Source organism: Metalysinibacillus jejuensis, from assembly GCF_003057615.1.
GTDB lineage: Bacteria > Bacillota > Bacilli > Bacillales_A > Planococcaceae > Metalysinibacillus > Metalysinibacillus jejuensis.
This window is the reverse complement of the sequence record NZ_QAFW01000199.1, coordinates 1-350: the sequence shown is the minus strand read 5'-3', so window position 1 is coordinate 350 and position 350 is coordinate 1. Positions and strand designations below refer to the sequence as shown.

General features: G+C 41.7%; 1 rRNA gene. It reads left to right on the top strand.

From position 1 onward, the window contains the following. Window positions 1-255: 255 nt before the first annotated feature. A 23S ribosomal RNA gene (locus DDE80_RS14870) occupies window positions 256-350 on the top strand; the annotation flags it as partial.

The window sequence follows — 350 nt, the reverse complement described above, 5'->3', positions numbered from 1 at the left end:
AAGGTAGCCGTATCGGAAGGTGCGGCTGGATCACCTCCTTTCTAAGGATATGTCTTCGGACATTAACGGAATATAGCACCAAGGGTGCTATACGATTAACGTTTTGCGTTCAGTTTTGAAGGTTTATCCTTCAAAACGTGTTCTTTGAAAACTGGATAAAACGACATTGAAATAAGTAAAGTAATACAAATCACGTCAAGTGATTTATCGTAAGTTCTTAAGACTTTCTCTAACGAGAAAGCAGTAACTAACTTCGGTTAAGTTATTAAGGGCGCACGGTGGATGCCTTGGCACTAGGAGCCGATGAAAGACGGTACTAACACCGATATGCTTCGGGGAGCTGTAAGTGA